Source organism: Corynebacterium sp. Marseille-P8863 (assembly GCF_946902955.1).
Lineage (GTDB): Bacteria > Actinomycetota > Actinomycetes > Mycobacteriales > Mycobacteriaceae > Corynebacterium > Corynebacterium gottingense.
Window position 1 is genome coordinate 125,265 of the sequence record NZ_CAMPQC010000008.1, and the last position, 20,241, is coordinate 145,505.

A 20,241-nucleotide genomic window follows, 5' to 3' on the forward strand; every position below is an offset into this window, starting at 1 on the left:
CGCTAGCCCTGCTCCGGCAGCTGTTCGGCGATGAGTGCGGAGAGGTTCGTGATCGCCTCGCTGCCCGCCGATTGCGGCAGCGACACCGCCACGCCCGTCGCACGACCCAGCGCGTACCAGGTCGAGGCGGTCGTCCCGTTCGCCAGTGTCGTGTCCTCGAACCAGGGAACGTCATCCACCTGTGAGAGCTGCGCCCCCGCGGCGTAGCTTGCCGGGTCCGCGACACCGCAGCGCACCACGATCGGTTCCTTGCCGTCCGCGATCCAGCCGATGACGTGGGCGGACTCGGGGACGTCGCGAGGCGCGCTGCGGCGGTAGCCCTCGGCAATCGAGTCGGGGGCGGCGTCCGTGAGCGCGCGGCACGAGTCAGCCGCGCCCGACTCGTCGGCAGCGAGCTGCGTCAGCGGCGCCGGCGCGTAGCTGTGCTGCTGCTCCGGCAGCGCGGAGAGGTCCAGGCCGTCGAGCGGGGTGTCGTCGCGGCCGAGGGATGCCTCGTCAGCGGTGACGGCGACGGCGGGCTCGCGGTCCACGGTGTACCAGGTGGACATGGTGGAGCCGGGGGTGGCGTCGTCGACGCGCAGCCAGTGGGCGCCCGCGGCCTCGAAGGTTAGGGGCTCGACGAACGCGGTGTACTGCTGCGGCATGGCCACCCCGCAACGCAAGGTCACCCGCTCGGTGGAGGAGGACTGCCACGCGGCAGCGCCCTCGGGCGCGGGGTCCGCAAGTGCTGCGCGGCGGTGGGAGAGGAGGCGGTTGGGGAGGGCGTCGATAAGCGTGCTGCACTCCTGAGACCCGGCCTGCGGCGAGTCGAGCTGGGACATCGCTACCGGCTGGTTCGCGGCCTGGGTGGCCACGAAGCGCGCCCCGCCGAGCACCGCCACAACGAAGACGACGGCGAGCCCAAGGCTGACGTACGCCGCTGTTCTATTAACCTGTGATTCGTTCGCCGGGGAAGCACTCATGGCGCCACAGTCTAACGAAAGGCGGTATAGCAACCGTGATCCGAACCGGGTTTCCCACCGTCGGGCCCACGCTGACATCCGTGGGCGAACACGCGGTGATCGACGCCATCGTGCGCGCCTCGCCATCGCCCATCAACGGCGACGACGCCGCCGTGCTCACCCCCTCGACCCCGAACTCGCGGGTTGTGGCCGCCACCGACATGCTCGTGGAGGGGCGCCACTTCCGCGCCGACCTCACCACGCCGGAATTCGTGGGGCGTAAGGCCGTCGTCCAAAACTTCGCAGACATCGAGGCGATGGGCGCGCGCCCGATCGCCGCGCTGCTGGCCATCGCCGCGCCGCCGGAGATGCCGCTCGCCGTGATCGAGGGGCTTGCGCGCGGCGTGGGCCAGGCAACCGCGGACTATTCCACCGAGCTCGTCGGCGGCGACGTAACGCAGTCAGACCAGCTCGTGGTCTCCGTCGCCGCGATCGGCTCGCTCGGCGGGAACCGCGATCCGCTCTCGCTGGACCACGCGCGGCCCGGGCAGCGCGTCGTGGCCCACGGCGACATCGGCTACTCCGCCGCCGGGTTCGCGCTGCTCAACGCCGGGGTGCGGATCCCGGAAGCGCTCGAGCCGCTCGTCCACGCGCACCAGGTCCCGCGCCTGACCCCCGGCCGCGGCGTGGTTGCGCGCGCCGCCGGCGCCACCGCGATGACGGACAACTCCGACGGACTGATCCGCGACCTGTCCCAGATTGCCACGCACTCCAAGGTGGGCATCGACCTGTCCAGCCTGGCCATCGCGCCCGACGACCTGTTGCGCAAAGCCGGCGAGCTCCTCGGGCAGGACCCCTGGGAGTGGGTGCTCACCGGCGGCGAGGACCACACGCTTCTGGGCACCTGTGACGGCTCCGCGCCCGTCGGCTTCCGCTCGATCGGGAGGGTCACACGCACAGGGCAGGTGCTTATCGACGCCACCGCGCCCCACTACACCAACGGATGGGAGAGCTTCGGATGAATCTGCCCGTACACGAGACCTGGCAGGCACCGCTCGCGGGAGTGGAGGACCGCATCCACGCCATGGGAGACTTCCTCCGCGGCGAGGACGCCTACCTGCCGCGCGGTAACGACATCCTGCGCGCGTTTGCGGACCCGTTCGACGCGGTGCGCGTCCTCATCGTCGGGCAGGACCCGTACCCTACGCCTGGCCACCCGATGGGCCTGGCGTTTTCCACCCAGCCGGGCGTGAAGCCGCCGCGCAGCCTGGTCAACATCTACAAGGAGCTGCAGGAGGATCTCGGCGTCGCCCCGCGCGCCGACGGCGACCTGTCGTCCTGGTCCGCCCAGGGCATCCTGCTGCTCAACCGCGTGCTCACGGTCCGGCCCGGTGCGCCCGCCTCGCACCGCGGGAAGGGCTGGGAAGCGGTGACCGAGGCGGCGATCCGCGCGCTCGCGGCCCGCGACCAGCCCCTCGTGGCGATCCTCTGGGGCCGCGACGCGCAGTCGGCGGCGCGCTTTCTTGGTGAGACGCCGCGCATCGAGTCCCCGCACCCGTCCCCGCTTTCCGCCAGCCGAGGGTTCTTCGGCTCCCGCCCGTTTAGCCGGGCCAACCAGGCGCTTCAAGACCAAGGTGGGCAGCCGGTGGACTGGGGCCTGTAAGATAACCGCTCATGGTGACTCCTCGTGGCTTCGACGGTGACCGCCTGCGCTCATGGGCCAGGCGCGCCGCCAGCGAACTCGAACGCCGCAGGGTGGAGATCAACGAGCTCAACGTGTTCCCGGTTCCCGACGCGGACACCGGCTCCAACATGGCGCACACCATGCATGCTGCCGTGGAGGCGACCGAGCAGATCGGCGCGGACGCCACGGCCGCCGAGGTCGCTGAAGCCCTCGCCCAGGGCGCGGTGCGGGGCGCACGCGGCAACTCCGGCGTCGTGCTCTCCCAGGTCATGCGCGGCCTGGCGCAGTCCATGACGGAGGAGACCTCCGGTGGGGCCATCGTCGCCGACGCGCTCGCCGCCGCGGTGCGGTTTGCGGACCGGGCGATCGCCGAGCCCGTCGAGGGCACAGTGATCACCGTGCTGCGGGCCGCCGCCGTCGCCGCAGAGGAGGCGGCTGCCGGCACCACCGCGAACACGCTCAGCGACGTCGCCGCCGTCGCAACCGGGGCGGCGCAGCAGGCGCTGGCGAACACGCCGTCGCAGCTCGAGGCCCTGCGCCAAGCCGGAGTCGTCGACGCGGGCGCGACGGGGCTGGTCATCCTCCTCGAAGCCCTCGTGGCCGAGGTGGCGGATGGCGCTGCGCAAAACGCGCCGGGGGCAAGCGAGCCGGGGGAGGGGGCGCCCAGAAGCACTGGCTCGGCGGCGCACTCGCACGGTGCCGCGGGAAACCTTGAGGTCATGTTCTACTTCCGCGGCGAGGTCGGTGCGCTCGGGCGGCTCGAAGACGCGCTGGTCGGGCTGGGAGACAGCCTCGTCGTCGCGCGCGCCGGCGAGGACGAGGGAACCGTCCATATCCATACCGAGCGCGCCGGCGAGGTGATCGAGCAGGCCTTCGGCGCAGGGCAGGTCAGTAACCTGCGGCTGGAGATCCTGCCCGCGGAGCCGGTGACGCGCGCGCCGAAGCGAGTGATCATCGCGGTCACGCCGCCCGGTTCGCTCACCGAGCTGTACGGTCAGGCCGGCGCCGTGACCATTGCCCCCGGCCCTGATGTGGTGGCGGACATCCTCGCAGCGATCCGCCGCTCCCGCGCCCAGGAGGTGATCCTGCTGCCAAACGGGCTGCTGGACAGCCGGAACCTGGTCGCGGTCGAGCGCGCGACGCGGGCCTTCGAGCAGACGATCACGCTGCTCGCCACCGTGCGGCTGGTCTCCGGGATCGCCGCGCTGACCGTCCACGACGCGAACCAGCCCCTGGCGACCGCCGCGTTCACCATGTCCGAGGCCGCGGGCGAGATGCGCACGGCAGTCGCGCACCGCGCTACAAAGGCGGGGCTTATCCAGGGTGGTCCCGTGGGCAAGGGCGACATCATCGTTACTGCTCACGGAGAGACCGTGCTCATCGCGGACACGCCGGCGGAGGCGCTCGAGGGTGCGTGCCGGCGCCTGCTCGATCACGGCGGCGAGCAGGTCACGGTGCTCTACGACCCCACCTACCTGCACGCCGAAGAGTTGGACGCGCTCGCGGTGCGGTTCGCCGAGACGCTCGGCGTTGAGGCGGTGGCGTACCCGGCAGACGGCCTCGGCGCGGTCGCCGAGATTGGGGTGGAGTAGCCCATGCTTGGGTTTGCAGACTCGCGTCCGCTGAACCTGGTCATCCCGCTCAAACAGGCGCGTGCGATTGCGAAGCACCTGGACATCACGACCTGCGGCGAGCTCCTGCAGTACTACCCGCGCCGCTACCTGCAGTACGGCAAGGGCGCAGACTTGACCGGCATGGAAGAGGGCTCCACCGCGACGATCATCGGCACCGTCGTGAGCACGACCTTGATCCCGAACCGCAAGACCCCGAAGCGCCCCATCTTCCGCATCGAGGTCGACGACGGCCGCCAAACCATCCCCGCCACCTTCTTCGGCTCCGCCTACGCGCAACGCATGCTCCGCGAGGGTCGCCGCGTGATGCTCAACGGCAAGCTCAATTTTTTTCGCGGCCGCCCCCAGCTCCAGCACCCGGACTTCGTGCTTCTCGACGGCACGTCCCAGGCCACCGGCTCACTGAAACAACTCATGCACTTCGGGTCGTTGGAGCAGATCCTTTCCGGGCGCGACTGGCTGCCCATCTACCCGGCGAAAAAGGGGATCAACACCTGGACGATTATGGGCGCGGTCCACATGGTCCTGCACTCGCTGCCGACCATCGAGGAGCCGCTCGGGTTCACGCCGATCGGGATGCTGCCGCTGAACTCGGCGGTCCGCCAGATCCACGAGCCCGGCCCCGAGGGGCCCGGCAAGGCGCTGCACCGGCTGAAGTACGACGAGGCGCTGTCCGTCGCGCTGGCCATGGGGGTGCGCCGGGCAGACCTCTCGCACCGTCGCGCGGAGGCCCTGCCGCGGGTGGCGGACCGGGACCAGGCGAGGCTGCTGGACCAGCTGCCGTTCGCGCTCACGGAGGGCCAGTCGGCGGTGTTCGGGGAGATCAGCGCGGACATGGCCTCCGTGCGGCCGATGAGCCGGCTGTTGCAGGGTGAGGTCGGCTCCGGCAAGACGATCATCGCGTTGATCGCCATGCTGCAGGCGGTGGACAACGGCGCGCAGGCCGCGCTTCTCGCGCCGACCGAGGTGCTGGCGATGCAGCACGCGCGCTCGCTTGCAGAGACGCTGCTGCGCGCCGGCGTTCCCGCGCGCGTCGTCGCGCTCACCGGCTCCATGGGGGCCGCGCAGAAGCAGGAAGCGCTGCTCAAGATCGTCTCCGGCGAGGCGGACATCGTCGTGGGCACGCACGCGTTGATCCAGGACACGGTGGACTTTTTCAACCTCGGGCTGGTCGTAGTGGATGAGCAGCACCGGTTCGGGGTGGAGCAGCGTGATACGCTGCGGGCGAAGGCGGGGGAGCGCACCCCGCACCTGCTCGTCATGACCGCGACCCCCATCCCGCGCACCATCGCCATCACCGTGTTCGGCGATCTGAGCGTGTCCACGCTCAAGGAGCTGCCAGGCGGGCGCAAGCCGATTCGCTCCTCGGTCGTGCCGGAGTTTCGGCCGTCCTGGGTGGCGCGCGCGTGGGAGAAGATCCGCGAAGAGATCGCGGCGGGCCACCAGGCGTACATTGTCTGCCCCAGGATCGAGGGCGAGGGTGGCGTGCACGAGGTGGCCGAGTACCTCGCCGACGCGGAGTTCCCGGACAGCACGGTCGCCGTCCTCCACGGCCGGATGAAGGGCGAAGAGAAGGACGCCGTGATGGCGGATTTCGCCGCGGGCGCCACGGACGTGCTCGTGTCCACCACGGTGATCGAGGTCGGCGTGGACGTGCCCAATGCCACGGTGATGATGGTGCGCGAGTCCGAACACTTCGGCGTCTCCCAGCTGCACCAGCTGCGCGGGCGCGTCGGCCGTGGCGGGTTCGAGTCGTGGTGCCTCTTCCATACGCTGGCGGACCAGGGCTCCCCGTCGTTTACCCGGGTACAGCAGGTCGCGGCCACCACGGACGGCTTCAAACTCGCGGAGCTTGATCTGCTCAACCGCCGCGAGGGCGACGTGCTGGGCAAGGAGCAATCGGGCCTGCACCGCACCCTGCGGCTGATCAATCTTGTGGACGACCGAGCACTCGTCGAGCGCGCCTACCGGGACGCGGGCAGCATCGTCGCCGACAACCTGGAGTTCGCGCGCAGCGCCACCGCGGACTTTGTCGCCGAAGACTTCGAATACCTAGACAAAAGCTAAACCCGCGCTACCTGCCCGCTACAGTGTGTGGCATGAACCGCATTATTTCCGGAGACGCCCGCGGCAGGAAGATCAAGGTCCCGCCCGAGGGCACGAGGCCGACATCCGACCGCGCCCGCGAGGGCCTGTTTTCGTCCCTCCAGGTCCGCTTCGGGTTCACGGGGGCGAACGTGCTCGACCTGTTCGCCGGTTCCGGCGCGCTTGGCCTCGAGGCAGCGTCGCGCGGCGCGCAGCAGGTGGTGCTGGTGGAAAATGACCCGCGTGCGGTCGCCGTCATCGAGCACAACGCCGAGGTCGTCGGCCACGCGGACGTCCGCATCGAGCCAGTCAAGGCTTCCACCTACGTTGCGCGCGCCCCGCGCAAGCACTTCCACATGGTGCTCGCAGACCCGCCGTACGCGCTCGATGACGCCACCGTCGCCGAGATGGTCCGCGCGCTCGAGCCATTGCTTATCGACGGAGCCGTGGTCGTCGTCGAGCGCCACCGCGACAGCCCCGAGACCGATTGGCCGGCGACCTTCACCCCGACGGGCCAGAAGCTGAAGAAGCGCACCTACGGCATTGCCCGCATGGACATGGCCGTCTACGCGGACCCCGAGACCAACGAAAGCGAGGAGCAATGACCACCGCTGTCTGCCCCGGGTCCTTCGACCCGATCACGAACGGGCACCTCGACATTGTGCGCCGCGCCTCGCACAGCTTTGACGAGGTCGTCGTGCTTGTCACCGGCAACCCGTCGAAGAAGTCGGGCCTGTTTAGCGTGGAGGAGCGCATGGCGCTTATCCGCGAGGTGACCGCCGACATCCCGGGCGTGCGCGTGGACTCCTGGGGAGGCCTGCTCGTCGACTACACCAACGAGCACCGCGTGACCGCCCTGGTCAAGGGCCTGCGCTCCTCGCTGGACTACGACTACGAGCTGCCCATGGCGCAGATGAACCGCCGCTTGTCCGGCATCGACACCTACTTCCTCATGACGGACGAGAAGTACGGCTACGTCTCCTCCTCCCTGTGCAAAGAGGTGGCCAAGTACGGCGGCGACGTCACCGGGCTGGTGCCGCACACGGTCCGCGAGGCCATGCGGGAGAAGTTCCAGTGATCTGGCTCGCCGTCGGCGTGTTCGTTGCCATCGCTGCCGGCGCCATCTCCCAGCGCGTCTCCGGCATGGGGCTCGGTCTCATCGCCGCGCCCGCGCTCTCGCTCATGCTGGGGCCGGTCGTGGGCATCATCCTCATCAACGTCCTCGCCACGATCAACGCGGTGCTGAACACGTGGTCCATGCGCGCGGACGTCGATTGGGGCAAGTTCGCACCGATTGCGGCGGCGCTCGTCGTCGGCGCGGTGCCGGGTGCGTTCCTCATCCGCGCGGTGTCGCCCTCGGCGCTGCTCGTGGTCGTCGGCATCGTGCTCCTCATCGCGCTGAGCGTGGTGACCCTGGGTAAGCGCTACGTGCCGCCTATCGAAGGCGCGCTGCCCGCGGCCGTCTCCGGCGCCGTCGGCGGGCTCATGAACACGCTCGCTGGCGTGGCAGGGCCCGCCATCACGGTGTACTCGCAGGCGGCGCGCTGGCCGCAGCGCACCTACGCGGCCACCCTGCAGCCCATCTTCATGGTCTCCGGCGCGGTCTCGTTCCTGATCAAGGAGCTCACCGGGGCTGCGAACCTGGCGACCATCCCGGCGGCGTTCTGGGTGGCGGCGGCCGCGGGGCTCATCGTCGGCCAGGTTGCGGGCACGAAATTAGCCCCGCACATCCCGAGCGCCAAGGCGCACACCGTGGCGCTCTCGCTCGCGTTTTTCGGCGGGTTTACCGCGCTCGTGCGCGGGCTGGTCGGGATGTTCGGGGCGTAAAGGGCGCTAGAACGAGCGTTAGAACAGCGTCGAAACGAAGGCCTTGGTGCGCTCCTCGCGCGGGTTGTCCAGGACCTCGGCGGGCGTGCCGTACTCGATGACCTGGCCGTTCGCCATGAACGCAACGTGGTCGGCCACTTCGTGGGCAAACGCCATCTCGTGGGTGACCACCATCATCGTCATACCCTCGGCGGCGAGGTCCTTCATCACGCGCAGCACTTCGCCGACGAGCTCGGGGTCGAGGGCGGACGTGGGCTCGTCGAAAAGCATGAGCTTCGGCTCCATGGCCACGGCGCGCGCGATCGCGACGCGTTGCTGCTGGCCGCCCGAGAGCTGGATGGGGAAGGCGTCGGCCTTCGCGGCGAGGCCGACCATCTCAAGCAGTTCCATCGCGCGCGCCTTCGCCTTCGCCGGGTCCTCGCCCTTGACGTGGATCGGCGCCTCGATGATGTTTTCCAGCACCGTGCGGTGGCCGAAGAGGTTGAAGTTCTGGAACACCATGCCGATGTCGCGGCGCTGCTTGGCCGCATCCTTCTCGCTCATCTCGTAGAGCACGCCGTCGCGCTCGCGGTAGCCGATCAGGTCGCCGTCGACGTACAGGCGGCCCGCGCTGACCTTTTCCAGGTGATTGACGCAGCGCAGGAACGTCGACTTGCCGGACCCCGATGGGCCGATGAGGCAGGTGACGCTGCCCGGCATGACCTCCAGGTTGATGCCTTTGAGCACGTCCAACTGGCCGAACGACTTCCACACGTCCACGGCCTGGATCATCGGTGTTGCTTTGACCGTCATGGCTTAGCGTCCCTTCTTCTTGTCCGGTGCGGTGATGATTTCCACGTTGGAGGGGATGGTGCCCTCCGCGTCGGCCAAGCTGGCGAGCTGGCGGGCGGTGAGCTGGCGAGTCGCACCGCGCTCGAAGTAGCGCTCCAGGTAGTACTGGGCGACCATGAGCAGCGAGGTGATGACGAGGTACCAGGTCGCCGCGACGAGCAGCAGCGGCACCGGCTGGAACAGGGCCGCCGCGATGTCCATGGAGCGGCCGTACAGCTCGAGCGAGTAGGGGACCGCCACGACTAGCGACGAGGTCTTGAGCAGCGAGATGAACTCGTTGCCCGTCGGTGGGATGATGATGCGCATCGCCTGCGGGAGCACCGTGCGCGTCATCGTTTGGCACCAGCTCATGCCGAGTGCCTTCGACGCCTCGACCTGGCCCTCCGGCACCGAGGACACGCCCGAGCGGACGATCTCCGCCATGTACGCGGCCTCGTTCAACCCGAGGCCCACGACCGCCAGCGCGAACGCGGAAGAGGTGAACGGCTCGAGCGGGATCTCGGTGAAGCCGAGGTTGATCGAGTCATAAATCGCGCCGATCAGTCCCCAGAACATCAGCTGCACGTAGACCGGCGTGCCGCGGAAGACCCAGAGGAAGAGCCAGGCGACCGCGTTGAACACCGGGTTCGGGCTCATGCGCATGACCGCGAGCAGGATGCCGCCGACGACGCCGATGATCATGCCTAGCAGCGTGATCGCGAGCGTGTGCAGGCCGGCGATGGCGATGCGGGTGTCAAAGAGGTACTGGAAGTAGGTGTCCCACCCGTAGGCGTCGTTACGCGCGGCGCCGATGATGAACCAGGCGACGAGCGCGACCAGGATCGCGGCGAGCACCCAGCGGCCGGGGTGGCGAAGCGGCTTCGCCTCGATGCGCTCCGGCTTGCTCCGCCGGCTGTATACCTTGTTGCTCATCTGGTGTTACCCCAGCCCTTCTATCGGTTGTTCGTTCAGGAGTGCGTGTTCGAGCAGCCCACTATCGACGTTCCACTGCTCCAGGATGCGGGCGTATTCCCCAGTGTCGATCAGGTGCTGCATGGCCAGCGCCATGACGGGGCCCAGCTCCGAGTCCTTCGGTACGGCGATTCCGTACGGCGCCGCGTCAAACATCTCGCCGACGAGCTCGAGGTCGCCGCCCGAGCGCTCCACAGCCCACGCGGTGACGGGGGAGTCGGCGCTGTACGCGTCCGCGCGGCCGACGAGCGCGGCCAGCGCCGCGTTATCGGCGGTGTCGAAGGAGAGGACGGTGATCGGCTCCTTGCCCGCCTCGACGCAGGCGTCGGACTTGGGGCGCACGTCGTCGGTTTCGGAGACGGTCGTGCGCTGCACAGAAACGGTGAGCCCGCAGGCGTCGTTGGGGTCGACGGCGCTGCCAGTCTGCCGCGCCCACTGGATGCCGGCGTACAGGAAGTCGACGAAGTCGAACGATTCGCGACGCTCAGGGTTGTCAGTGAATCCGGACATGCCGGCGTCGAGGCTGCCGGCTTGCACCGCGGGGAGGATCATGGAGAAGTCCATGTCTTGCGGGTCGTATTCCAGGCCCATCACGCCCGCGAGCGCGCGTCCGATGTCCATTTCGAACCCGATGAGTTCGCCCTCGGAGTTCTTAAACTCAAACGGGGCGAATGGCGGGTTGGCACCGATGGAGAGTTTGCCGTCCGCGGCGACCTGCTCGGGCACGAGGGCCGCGATCTCGGGGACTTCTTCCGGGACGATCGGCTCCCAGGCATCGGGCGTACCGTCCTCGGTGTTAGTCACGCAGCCGGTCAGCAGGGTCGCTGCGGCGAGGCAGGCCCCGAGGACGCTTGCCCGGCGTGCGGTGAATGTTGCGTGCATGGAACTTCCAGAAGCGTAGAAATATACTGTGCACTGTATATTACTCGCAACGGTGTCGGCGGGGAAGTCGCCATGCCGTGCGGCAAAGCTACTGCTGCGCCATGCGGATGCCGCGCATCACCAGCTCCACGAGCTGGCCGATCACCAGCAGGCCCAGCATGACCGGGATGACGGACGACGCAGCGCGGCTCGACCCCGCGGAGCTCTGCGCGAAGTCACCGGTAAAAAAGCCGGACGACATCATCGACGAGCCCTGCACCTCCTGCTTCGCCAGCTCCCACGGGTTCGCGGTATCCGGCACCGACGAGTTCTTCGCCCACGCCTGCACGACGTCCTTGCCGTCGCCCTCCTCCATGTCCTTGGTCCAATCCAGGAACATCTCGGAGCTCGACACCTTCTTCACCGGGTTCTTGTCCGGATCCAGGTGCATGGGATCCTTCTCTTCGTCGTAGTCCAGCGGCTTCAGGCCGGGCGCGGGGTCGCCGGGCTTGTTGCCCTTGGGGCGAGTGCTTGACGACGCCCCATCGCCCCCGTTCTCTCCCGCCTCCGCAGCGGCGGCGGCCGGGACGAGGGGGCTGAACTGGACGGTGGATACAGCGAGTGCGGCAGCGATGGTGCCGGCGAGAATGGTCTGGCGCATGCGAACATCCTAACCAAGCGGGTGGACCATTGTCCCATCGGCGAGGCGCGCGGAAAACCCTTAACCAGTATTAGACGCAATATGTAGGCCCGCGGTTCCCTTCGGTGGGTGTTTTGGGAGTCTTCTCACAAGTGCTTGTTTGCGCTGGTCACAGGCCCGTATGGTGCTGGGTATGGATGTGATTGCAGACCTTGTGGCCCACGACCGCGCCGGCGTTGACTACGTCGCCGCGGCCGTTGGCGTGTCTGCAGATTCGCTTATCGACGCCGGCGTGGCCCCCGACCGCGCCGCCCAGCTAGTCGTTGCCGCCCGCATGTTGTACGCGCCGACGTCGCATTCGCGTTACCAGGCCCGTGCGGTGGCAGGTGCTCGTGAGTGCGGGCATCGGGTGGATACGTTGGCCTATATTGCGCGTGCGTCGCGCTCGATTACAGATGCGACGAACCGGTGGCGGTTTATTGAAACGCTGTGTGCCACCAGTGGTGATTTGGCGTGTGTGCGCCGTGTTGCTGGGCAGTTGAAGCGGGAGTTGTTGCCGGCGCCTGCGCGCACGCCTGGGGTGCGGGTGCGCCAGCATGGTGATGGGATGGCCACGTTGAAGGTCACTGGTCCCTCGCTTGCGGTGCAGGGGTTGTTTGATGCGGCGAAAGATGATGTGGTCGGCTGGTTGTCTGATGAGTGTCCGCAGGCGGAGTATGTGGTGCGGGTGACTGCGAATTTGGATCTGGGGGAGTATGTGAAGGTCATCGCGGGGGCGGGTGATGATGTCCAGGTGCGGTTTGACAATGGTGTGGTGGTCTCCGGTGCGGAGTTTGTGCGGATGCGTTTGGCTGAGTTGGGGTCGGTGATTTTGGTGGGGGCGGCTGATGGGCCGGTGAATGCGTATGATGTGCGGTTTGCGCATCGGAAGCATCGGGAGATGATGTTGGCGGATTCGCTTACGTGTACGTGGAAGGATTGTGATGTGCCGGCGTCACAGTGCGATGCGCATCATATGGTGGAGCATCAGCATGGGGGTGAGACTGAGGTGGGGAATTTGGGGTGGTTGTGTCGGTATCACAATTATCAGGCGGGTAGGCCGTCGCGTGGGCGGACGCAGCGTCGTGGTGGGCGGATTGTGTGGGTCTCGCCGTCGGGTCGGGTCACACCGACTGGGGCGGATCACGCCGCGCGGGCGCCGTTTCGTAGCCCGGACCCGCCGGATGACGGGTAGCGTGCCGTCGCTTTCGAGTTAGCGCCAGTGCCCCTGGCGCCAACACGCATGCGCTGGGGCGGTGGCGTCGTTAAGCGAGGCGGCCCAGGTTGCGCTTGCCCACGAGCAGGATTGCGAGGGAGAGGACTAGCGACGCCGCGCCGAACCAGTACGGGACGCCCGCGCCGAGCGCGGCGGCAAGCGGGCCGGAGACCGCGGGGGCGATGGCGCCGCCGAGGAAGCGCAGTCCGGAGTACGTGGAGGAGGCGACGTTGCGGGGGAGGTGGGTGGCTTCCATGACGGCCTCGGTGAGCACGGTGTTGAAGACGCCGATGAAGATGCCAGCGATGATGACCAGGGTGACGACCGCCGTGAGGTGCAGCGCGGCGAAACCGAGGCAGGCGAGTAGGACGCCGAAGCCGCCGAGGATCAGGTTCAGCACGGGGAAGAGGCCGAGCCATTGCACGAGGCGGGGTGCGAGGAACACCGAGGAGATGGCGAGTGTGAGGCCCCAGCCGAAGAAGACGAATCCCAGCTCGATGGCGCCGAAGTCCTTGCCTGCGAGCGAGGCGGCCTCCTCGATTGGGTACGGGGAGTATGCCAGAAGCGTGAAGAAGCCGAAGTTGTAGAAGAACGCGACCAGTCCGAGCGTGAGCAGCGCCGGTTCCTTGAGCGCGACGAAGCCTGCGCTGAATTCGACGGGGGCGGGATTGTTGGACTTGCGCTTGAGGAGCGTCGCGATTGCGAGAAAGCCGATGGCCATGAGGACGGCGGTGCCGTAGAAGGGGGCTCGCCAAGAGATCTCGCCGAGGAGACCACCGGCCAGCGGGCCGACGGCGAGGCCGATGCCCATCGCCGCTTCGTAGAGGATGATGGCTTGACCGGCGCTGCCTGCGGCGGCGCCCACGATCGCCGCGAGCGCGGTGGAGATGAACAGGGCGTTGCCCAAGCCCCAGCCGGCGCGGAACCCGATGATGGCGTCGACGGAGCCGGCGGCGCCGGACAGAAACGCGAAGACGACGATGAGTGCGAGGCCAATCAAGAGTGTGACCTTGACTCCGATTCGCGAGGAGATGAAGGCGCTGAAAAACATTGCGAGCGCCGTGATGAGCAGGTAGCTGGTGAACAGCAGCATCGTCTGCGTGGGGGACGCGTCGAGTTCGCGGCTGATGGCAGGCAGAATCGGATCGACCAAGCCGATGCCCATAAACGAGACCGTGCAGGCGAACGCGAGGGCCCACACAGCGATTGGTTGCTTCAGCATTGAATGCGGTTCGGCGTCTTCCAAACCAGCGTTGGACATGAAAACCTCCTTGTTTTTGGGCATGACAAATGTGGTGGGGTCGACTGGATTGCCGGCCTCAGTAAGTAGGGATGCAGATGTGCTAGCGCTTCTCGGAGAGTTCCTCGGTGATCTGCTGGAGCAGTTCGGAGGCGCGGTGAAGCACGGCGATGTCGTCGTCGCTCAGCGTGTCCAGCGCAGGCAGGATCTGGGCGGCGGAGTCGTTGCGGTACTTCAGGAGGATGTCGCGGCCCTTGTCGGTGATCATGAGGTCCGCGGCGCGCGCGTCTTCGGGCGAGGGGTGGCGGGTGATGAAGCCGCCGTCGACAAGCTTCTTGATTGCCTGACTCATGGACGGCTGTGTGATACCCTCACGACGTGCGAGTTCTCCGACGCGAAGTCCGGGCTCGCGATTGAGTGCGGACATCGCGCGCAGCGAGACGTACGAGAGTTGTACCGGCGTTGCTTGATATGCGGTCCGTGCGAAGCGGCTGCTGGCCCACACGAGGCTGTTGGCGAGCTGTGTTTGTTCGTCAATCTGCATAGCGTAAATATATACTATGCCTATGTAAGTTGCAATCCGGGCCCACGCCAGGGTGATCTACCCCTGCGGAGGCCTACAACGCTTTACCCAAAGCGCACCCCCGACCAGACATCAAGGCTCATGACTACCGCCTGCGAACCGACAAAGTCGCCAAAAACGGCAAAACAACACTGCGATGGGGCGGCCAACTCAGACGCCTCTACATCGGACGCCGATGGGCCGGAGAACCCATCACCATCATGTGCGTAGACAACACCGCAGACATCAAAATCACGGCCACGGGGCAACACATAGCCCACTACACATTGACACCGGACAAGATCTACTACAACCAAAAAGACAACGAACTCAACCCCAACCCGGGCAACAAAAATTAAAGAAGCTCCGAGACATAACCGGAACGATGTCTCGAGACTTCGGGGGTTTCGGAAAACTCTTCCACCAGCAGTAATAGGGGCTCGTTCACGGCCTAGTTCCACGCGTTGCTTGATTTAGTTCCAATGGGTGCCCGCTGCCAGCAGGTTCACCAATCCGTCGATGCCAGTTGCTCGGCCTTACTGTTCTTGCTCGTGGAAGAACAGCTCGTCCTCCAACGCGTCGCCGAACTCGGTGAACATCTCGGCGTAGGCCGTGACGATGCCGAGGGAGATGATCTGCTCTTCGAAAAGGTCATCGAGGGCGTTCTCGTCGCCGTCTTTCCAACCAGCGGCGAGTGCTTCAAGTTGACCCTTGTCCAAGAGCCTGCGCTTTCTCACGCGACTGTCGCCTAGCGCACGGTCAACGAGAGCCTGCCGTGCCTTCTCTTCCTCACTGGCAATGTCAGCGCCGGCCTCCCAGCTCCCATGTACGAAGGTGTTCCTCATGTCAATTGGCTCTTCCAGGTCTTCCGCTATGCCGCGGCAGGTTGCGCACGGTGCTTCGTTTGCGAGTGCTTTTCGTAGCCCTCTGGCCATTTTCTGTGCTCGGTGCGTGGCGCCCCGCAGCTCTCCTTCACCGAAGTGGTGCTGGCATAGGTCGGCCATCAGGTTTTCAACTCGGGCCGCGGTGAGTACGAGACAGGCGTAGACGGCGAGGAACTCGTCGTTGAAGCTCTGGAGATACGGCAGGGGTTCCTGCCGGGCGAAGGGAAGCAATCCTGCGTACTGCTCCGAAAGCTCTCTCGCGCTTTGAAGGACGGCTTCCACGCCTGGCAAGACGGCGACGCTTTCGGAGATGCCCTTGTACGCCTGGTCGAGGGTTTTTTGCAGTTCGTCCGAAATGGGTGGCAGCTCGATCTTCGGAGCGTAAGCCGAGAGGTCAATCTTAGGCACCATGTCCTCGAACAGGCTGGAGTAGTCGAACCCAAGGTTCGGAATGTTGGCTCGGCTTATGGATTTGAGGAACTCGGCGTCTATTGGGGAGTAGGCCTTCCGCGTTGTTTCTGCGATTTCAGCCATCAGGTTTGGGTAGTGCTTGTAAAGAAGGCTGTTTAGCTCGTCATCAGTGAAGTCTGAAATTGGCCGGTCGAGGGGGTCGATGTCGTCATGGTCGTCGTTTTCGTGAGCGTCGAAGTCGTCAGGCTGGTAGTCGTTCGTCATGGTCCCAGTGTGCCTTGGGTTGCGGGCGAGCAATCGTGTCTGGGGGTGAAGGGTTCGCTCTTGGCGGGACAGAATCACCGTGCCACTGTCTAGTCGTCGGTCGGTACAAACCACCTTCGCGTCTGGCACACCACCGCCAGCAGACCTTCCTTCCGGCAGTTCTCCGCGATCTTCCAGGCAAGCGCGAGCTTGTTCGTGCGGCCGAGAAACTCGGTGCCACACTCTGTCCAAACCTCGTAGGTCTGTTTGCCGAAGCGAGGGTCGATGAGCTCGCGCGGGGCATCCTCGTAGACGCCGGTGTCGGCGACGAGAGTGTCGTGCTCCATGTGCGTTTCGGCGACGAGCCGCGAGCGCTCCCACATCGACAAGTCCCGAGGGGCTGCGTCGGCTTCAAGCGCCACGAGACCGGTGGCGCGGTCGCAGTTCTTCACGAGCAAAGTGAGGAACTTCTTCGCTTCGGCCACGTCGAACTCGACGTGTTCACCGTCAGGACCGAGCAGGCGCACGGTCTCGGCGTTGCGACCGAGGAACACGTTCATGTGGGCGAGCTCGTCGCGGTCGAGGAACAGGTCGAGATGGAGAAGCACTGACTCGGGATGCCGCCGTTTCGGAACCGGTACGGAAAGGAACTCGATGTCTGTTTCGTCAAAGTGGTGGTGGCTCATACGCCAGGAGCCTGCCTAGAGACGAAGACGGCAAACAACCGCAGGGGTACAAGGTTCGATAGAGGCTAGGACGTCTCCTTGAGTAGCGGGTCGTTGTCGGTTTCGATCCGGTCCCACCGCGCGAGGTACACAGCAGCTCTCTCGCCACGGGCTAACCGTTCACCAGTTTCGCCGAGCGCCGCGGCCGCCGACCAGTGGACGGACAGGAGGTTGAAGTTCTCGTCCCGGACTTCGAGCCGAGAGCCCGTTGCGGGGTACGGGGCGGTTCCGCCTGGTGTCAGTGCGTAAAAGCTGTCGGGTGCGGCTTCGTCGGCCCAAAAGTTGTCGTGGTGTGAGGTCATGCTTTGAGCATGTCGTCGACAGTCCCTTTGGCGCTAGGGCGGGGGTAACAGATTGATCCTTGATGTCTCAAAACTTCATCATCGTCTGCACTGGACGATTGCGTGAATCAGCCTTATTGAAGAGCTGTTCAAACTCCTGCTTGTCGTCCGAAACCTGCATGAGTGTCACGACCGTTGAGATTTGCCGCTCAAGGTGCTTGACACCCATATCTTCCGAGAGGTGTTGGTGGTGCTTCCGTGCCCGATTCCCTTGCTCATTGATAGGGTTCAATTCCCGCAACCTTTGGAGCACTCCCGCTGGCATCGGCTTGTAAATGTACTCATTGATGAAATGCCCAACGTATGGGGTGTGTTTGGTTTTTCCGGGAAAGAACTCCCAGCCGTGTATGCGGTACACCTCTTTGAAAAAGACCTCTGGAAATCTCTTGATCCAAGGCTTGAACTCCTCATGCACATACGCGTCGAGCAACCTTTGCAGTTCGTTCGCGGCTCGTGTTTCTTGGTAGCCGGTCGCCTCGTCAACGAGTGCTGTGATGCCGACAAGAGCTAGAGCTCGGACAAGCACCTGGGCGGCCATTACCGCCGGACGCTGGTTTGCCGTAAGAACGCCGTGGTCATCAGCAGCAAGGTAGACATTGCAAATGCGCGGCAGGATTTCCGCGTTGTACCCGCTACGAACCTGCTTTTCATCCCCAACACGATATTCAATGCGCTCTAGGTTCTCCCTGAGCTCGGGTGTAATGAATGGCTGGAGGTTATTCGCTTCGACAAACGGTGGCATATTGTCGTTTCGCGTTCGCCGGCCCGACGAAGTCGATCTGCCAAGCGCAGCCATGATAGAGGCCTGACTGATAATGCGGCGGCCATCTTCGATGACGAAACAATCCAGTGTGATGTCATCGAGATGGATTTGACCTTGGTGTGTGGCCCTCTCGACTGTGCGGCCCCACCGTGTATCGGCAGCTTTCTGACCCGCGATTTTGTGTGGATCAAGGTTTTCGATTTTTCCATACGATTCCATAATCGCATATCCTAGCATGCCGATTTCGACAATGTCGCGCGGTGCATCTGAACTGGCTAAACGGTAAATTTTCCGCACTTTTAGGCCAGTGCCGCGCGCTATGCGATTTCCACAACGTATGGAGGGGATTCCGGCTCTCTGGCACTGAATGTGACGGGTAGTTGTGCAATGGGCTCACTTTCTTTCCGGCGGCGGCATACGTTCAGGCAGGCTGGTCATCAAACGCTGTTCGCTGCTCGCTTCGAGTCCCGAACCGAAATCTCGTTCCGGTTCGTTAACCTTGAAACAGCACTAGAGAGGACACCCATGTCACGACTGACCGACCTGCTCGCCCAGGCCCGGGCCTATGACCCCCGCATGGCTCAGGAGCTAGAACGCGAGATTCGTCACGCCACCAACCAGCGCACCTTCGGCCTTGTCTTTGAGCGGCGTTTGCCGGACGGCGTTGAGTTGCCAACGCGGCCTGTCCGCCGCGGTGACACGGTCCATATCCTCCCTCCCCGTGGCACAGTGGCGCCCACAGACCCAACACTGTGGAAGGTCGTGCAGATTGACCGCAAGGCCGATGGCGGAGCCACCTCAACTGTCCTCGAAGCGGAACCCGGACAGGGCAACGAACCGGAGCTGCGAGACGCGGTGAAAGTGGATGACCTTGTCGTTGTCGCTCAGCACGACGACACGATCTACCCCGGACTCGTCCAGACCGGTGAGGTCGTGAACTCGTCTGACCCGGAGGCACCTTTCCACACGGTCATTAATGCAGAGAACCTGCACGCGTTGAACTTGCTCACATACACGCACCGCCACAAGGTGGGCTGCATCTACATCGACCCGCCGTACAACACCCGCGACAAGGACTGGAAATACAACAACGACTACGTTGACGGCGATGACCAGTACAAGCACTCGAAGTGGTTGTCGATGATGGAGAAGCGTCTGGAACTCGCCAAGGAGCTACTCAACCCCGAGGACTCGGTGCTCATTGTCACCATTGACGAGAAGGAATATCTGCGGTTAGGGATGCTGCTGGAGCAGACGTTCCCGGAGGCGAGGATTCAGATGGTGAGTTCGCTCATTAACCCAACTGGAGCGATTAGGTCGAATCAGTTCACACGGACGGATGAGTATATCTATGTTGTCCAATTTGGGTCATCGAAAATTGAGCCCCTGGTTCTCAAAGTCGATTCGTCGGAAAAAGTGCGGTGGAACAGCCTGCGCAGGTTCGAGATGACTTCAAAACGTGGAAGTCGGCCAGACCAATTTTATGCTATCTACGTATCGGAAAGCGATGGACGAATTGTGGGGACAAGTGCTCCATTAGCAGATGATGTACCACGAGAATCGGTCCTAGCTCCGGACGGCTGTGTTTCCGTTTTCCGCGTCAAACCCGACGGCACCGAAATGATTTGGGGCCTAACTCCACCGAGTTTGATGAAACGCGTGGAGAAGGGCTTCGCAAAAGCAGTCGGTTCAAAATCCAAAGGATTCACGCCTTACTACCTGACGAGCGGAAAGTTGCAAGATATTGAACGCGGTGAAATCGAAATCATTGGGCGCAACGGAGATGGCTCTGTAGAGGTCCGTCGTTCAAAGGGGCTCAAAACCGTGATGGAGGGTGTCAGGAAGTTTGTGTGTGAGGCTTTGATCTGAAGGAGTTTCACCGATAATGACTACGGTGTCACCGAAGAAAGGCCATGACCCGGCGAGGGTCAACGAGATCAGCGAGAAGCTGATGGAAAATCCTGAGCTGGCCAGCCTGATTAGCGAGCTTTCGACCTCTGCTGATGATGCAAGCGACCTGGTCAAAGGTCTGTTGCAGGCGTCGATTAACGCTGGTCTGCAGGCGGAGATGGATGCACATTTGGGCTACGGCCATTCCGACCGCAAGACCAAAGCCCAGGTCGAAACCGCGCAGGAGAGCAATCACCGCAATGGGTCGTACACCAAGACCGTCAATTCTGGCTACGGCGCGGTGGAAGTGACCATGCCGAGGGATCGTGCCGGCACGTTTGCGCCAAAGATGGTGCCCAAAGGCTCCCGTCGGCTCACCGAGCTAGACGACATGATTATCTCGCTATACGCCGGTGGGATGACAGTGCGCGATATTCAGCATCACCTCGCGACCACCCTGGGGGTGGATATGAGCC

General features: G+C 64.6%; 21 protein-coding genes and 1 pseudogene. 11 read left to right on the forward strand and 11 right to left on the reverse strand.

All coding sequences use genetic code 11. The annotated features are described in order from the left end of the window. Positions 1 to 2 precede the first annotated feature (2 nt). Positions 3 to 962 carry a DUF3515 domain-containing protein gene (locus OVO38_RS07735; RefSeq protein ID WP_267208146.1) on the reverse strand — a complete coding sequence of 320 codons (960 nt, stop codon included), beginning with the start codon at positions 960 to 962 and terminating at the stop codon, positions 3 to 5. A 35-nt stretch (positions 963 to 997) separates the two neighbouring features. Between OVO38_RS07735 and OVO38_RS07740 the strand changes: the two genes are divergently transcribed. Genes OVO38_RS07740 through OVO38_RS07770 form a run of 7 tightly spaced genes read left to right on the forward strand, consistent with a single transcriptional unit; the run spans position 998 to position 8,168 of the window. Beyond that, on the forward strand, positions 998 to 1,963 hold the full coding sequence (locus OVO38_RS07740) for a thiamine-phosphate kinase (RefSeq protein WP_095534992.1): 966 nt from the start codon (positions 998 to 1,000) through the stop codon (positions 1,961 to 1,963). Next, entirely contained in the window at positions 1,960 to 2,604 is a 645-nt protein-coding gene (locus OVO38_RS07745) for a uracil-DNA glycosylase (RefSeq protein WP_095548315.1), read from the forward strand. Before OVO38_RS07740 ends, OVO38_RS07745 begins: the two co-directional genes overlap by 4 nt. An 11-nt stretch (positions 2,605 to 2,615) precedes the next feature. After that, a complete protein-coding gene (locus OVO38_RS07750) occupies positions 2,616 to 4,217 on the forward strand; it encodes a DAK2 domain-containing protein (protein WP_267208147.1) in 1,602 nt (533 codons plus the stop codon). Positions 4,218 to 4,220: 3 nt separating this feature from the next. After that, entirely contained in the window at positions 4,221 to 6,323 is a 2,103-nt protein-coding gene (locus OVO38_RS07755) for an ATP-dependent DNA helicase RecG (RefSeq protein ID WP_095548317.1), read from the forward strand. A 32-nt stretch (positions 6,324 to 6,355) separates the two neighbouring features. Further along, positions 6,356 to 6,946 carry a 16S rRNA (guanine(966)-N(2))-methyltransferase RsmD gene (gene rsmD / locus OVO38_RS07760; RefSeq protein WP_095534988.1) on the forward strand — a complete coding sequence of 197 codons (591 nt, stop codon included), beginning with the start codon at positions 6,356 to 6,358 and terminating at the stop codon, positions 6,944 to 6,946. Continuing rightward, the gene (coaD, locus tag OVO38_RS07765) at positions 6,943 to 7,419 is read left to right on the forward strand and encodes a pantetheine-phosphate adenylyltransferase (RefSeq protein ID WP_122085604.1); all 477 of its coding nucleotides are present in this window, start codon (positions 6,943 to 6,945) and stop codon (positions 7,417 to 7,419) included. The genes rsmD and coaD overlap by 4 nt, the downstream gene beginning before the upstream one ends. Beyond that, positions 7,416 to 8,168, forward strand: a complete 753-nt coding sequence (locus OVO38_RS07770; protein ID WP_323746827.1) for a sulfite exporter TauE/SafE family protein — start codon at positions 7,416 to 7,418, stop codon at positions 8,166 to 8,168. Before coaD ends, OVO38_RS07770 begins: the two co-directional genes overlap by 4 nt. Positions 8,169 to 8,186: 18 nt before the next feature. Here the strand turns inward: OVO38_RS07770 and OVO38_RS07775 are convergent, their stop codons facing one another. The 4 genes from OVO38_RS07775 to OVO38_RS07790 all read right to left on the reverse strand — a co-directional run bounded on the left by OVO38_RS07775 (position 8,187) and on the right by OVO38_RS07790 (position 11,472). After that, positions 8,187 to 8,960 (reverse strand): amino acid ABC transporter ATP-binding protein, encoded by a 774-nt coding sequence (locus OVO38_RS07775; protein ID WP_269150535.1) that lies wholly within the window; start codon positions 8,958 to 8,960, stop codon positions 8,187 to 8,189. Positions 8,961 to 8,963: 3 nt separating this feature from the next. Next, a complete protein-coding gene (locus OVO38_RS07780; RefSeq protein ID WP_267208148.1) occupies positions 8,964 to 9,911 on the reverse strand; it encodes an amino acid ABC transporter permease in 948 nt (315 codons plus the stop codon). 6 nt (positions 9,912 to 9,917) lie between these two features. Continuing rightward, positions 9,918 to 10,832, reverse strand: coding sequence for an ABC transporter substrate-binding protein (locus OVO38_RS07785; RefSeq protein ID WP_267208149.1), 915 nt, complete (start codon positions 10,830 to 10,832; stop codon positions 9,918 to 9,920). 88 nt (positions 10,833 to 10,920) lie between these two features. Continuing rightward, positions 10,921 to 11,472 (reverse strand): hypothetical protein, encoded by a 552-nt coding sequence (locus OVO38_RS07790; RefSeq protein ID WP_095276195.1) that lies wholly within the window; start codon positions 11,470 to 11,472, stop codon positions 10,921 to 10,923. A gap of 172 nt (positions 11,473 to 11,644) precedes the next feature. On the opposite strand from OVO38_RS07790, the gene OVO38_RS07795 reads away from it, so the two are divergent. Further along, on the forward strand, positions 11,645 to 12,685 hold the full coding sequence (locus tag OVO38_RS07795) for an HNH endonuclease signature motif containing protein (RefSeq protein WP_267208150.1): 1,041 nt from the start codon (positions 11,645 to 11,647) through the stop codon (positions 12,683 to 12,685). 70 nt (positions 12,686 to 12,755) lie between these two features. Here the strand turns inward: OVO38_RS07795 and OVO38_RS07800 are convergent, their stop codons facing one another. Continuing rightward, positions 12,756 to 13,967: an MFS transporter gene (locus OVO38_RS07800; protein ID WP_095554687.1), complete on the reverse strand. Its 1,212-nt coding sequence runs from the start codon at positions 13,965 to 13,967 to the stop codon at positions 12,756 to 12,758. Between the two features lie 82 nt (positions 13,968 to 14,049). Continuing rightward, positions 14,050 to 14,490 carry a MarR family winged helix-turn-helix transcriptional regulator gene (locus OVO38_RS07805; RefSeq protein ID WP_267208151.1) on the reverse strand — a complete coding sequence of 147 codons (441 nt, stop codon included), beginning with the start codon at positions 14,488 to 14,490 and terminating at the stop codon, positions 14,050 to 14,052. A 59-nt stretch (positions 14,491 to 14,549) separates the two neighbouring features. Here OVO38_RS07805 and OVO38_RS07810 point away from each other — a divergent pair. Then, a pseudogene (locus OVO38_RS07810) lies at positions 14,550 to 14,867 on the forward strand (IS481 family transposase); the annotation flags it as partial. 177 nt (positions 14,868 to 15,044) lie between these two features. Here the strand turns inward: OVO38_RS07810 and OVO38_RS07815 are convergent. From OVO38_RS07815 to OVO38_RS07830, 4 genes are all read right to left on the reverse strand, one after another. Next, on the reverse strand, positions 15,045 to 16,067 hold the full coding sequence (locus OVO38_RS07815) for a hypothetical protein (protein WP_267208152.1): 1,023 nt from the start codon (positions 16,065 to 16,067) through the stop codon (positions 15,045 to 15,047). Between the two features lie 89 nt (positions 16,068 to 16,156). Then, complete coding sequence (locus OVO38_RS07820) at positions 16,157 to 16,732, reverse strand: hypothetical protein (RefSeq protein WP_267208153.1); 576 nt, start codon at positions 16,730 to 16,732, stop codon at positions 16,157 to 16,159. Between the two features lie 65 nt (positions 16,733 to 16,797). Further along, a complete protein-coding gene (locus tag OVO38_RS07825; protein ID WP_196823699.1) occupies positions 16,798 to 17,073 on the reverse strand; it encodes a hypothetical protein in 276 nt (91 codons plus the stop codon). A 67-nt stretch (positions 17,074 to 17,140) separates the two neighbouring features. Next, the gene (locus tag OVO38_RS07830; RefSeq protein ID WP_267208154.1) at positions 17,141 to 18,172 is read right to left on the reverse strand and encodes a P63C domain-containing protein; all 1,032 of its coding nucleotides are present in this window, start codon (positions 18,170 to 18,172) and stop codon (positions 17,141 to 17,143) included. 228 nt (positions 18,173 to 18,400) lie between these two features. Between OVO38_RS07830 and OVO38_RS07835 the strand changes: the two genes are divergently transcribed. Next, positions 18,401 to 19,744, forward strand: a complete 1,344-nt coding sequence (locus OVO38_RS07835; protein WP_267208155.1) for a DNA methyltransferase — start codon at positions 18,401 to 18,403, stop codon at positions 19,742 to 19,744. Positions 19,745 to 19,760: 16 nt separating this feature from the next. Continuing rightward, on the forward strand, positions 19,761 to 20,241 hold a 481-nt coding region (locus OVO38_RS07840), incomplete at its 3' end, for a transposase (protein WP_267208156.1).